Annotated in this window: 1 protein-coding gene; it reads right to left on the bottom strand. The window is 69.0% G+C overall.

Annotation, left to right across the window (positions count from 1 at the left end; genetic code table 11):
• Positions 1-374: PAS domain-containing protein (locus MKK82_RS33800; protein ID WP_243988106.1), on the bottom strand; the 374-nt coding region annotated here is incomplete at both ends.

The following is a 374-nucleotide window of genomic DNA, read 5'->3' as shown; positions in this document are numbered from 1 at the left end:
AACGCCTTAGCGAAGCGCGCCTCGCTCTGACGCAGCGCCGTCTCGGCCTTCCGGCGCAGTTCGAGGTCGGCGAAGGTGAACAGCATGCAGGGCTCGTCGCCCATGTCGATGGGCTGGCCGGCCACGATGACGAACCGGCTCCCGCCCTCCGGCAGGCCGAGGCACGCCTCCATCTGCGGGATCGTGCTGCCCTCCTTGAGGCGGGCGATCCCGAGGTCGCGGTTGCGCGCCTCGGCCAGCACGTCGACCTCGTAGACGCTGCGTCCGATCACGGCATCGCGGGTGAAGCCGGTCATCTCCAGGAAGCCGGTGTTCACCTTGACGTGGCGCAGATCGGACAGCCGCGTGATCACCGCAGGCGCCGGATTGGCGTT

The organism is Methylobacterium sp. E-046 (assembly GCF_022829625.1).
In the GTDB taxonomy this organism is placed as follows: Bacteria; Pseudomonadota; Alphaproteobacteria; order Rhizobiales; family Beijerinckiaceae; genus Methylobacterium; species Methylobacterium longum.
Note: the sequence above shows the minus strand (reverse complement) of the source record. Positions and strands in the feature narration are given on the sequence as shown.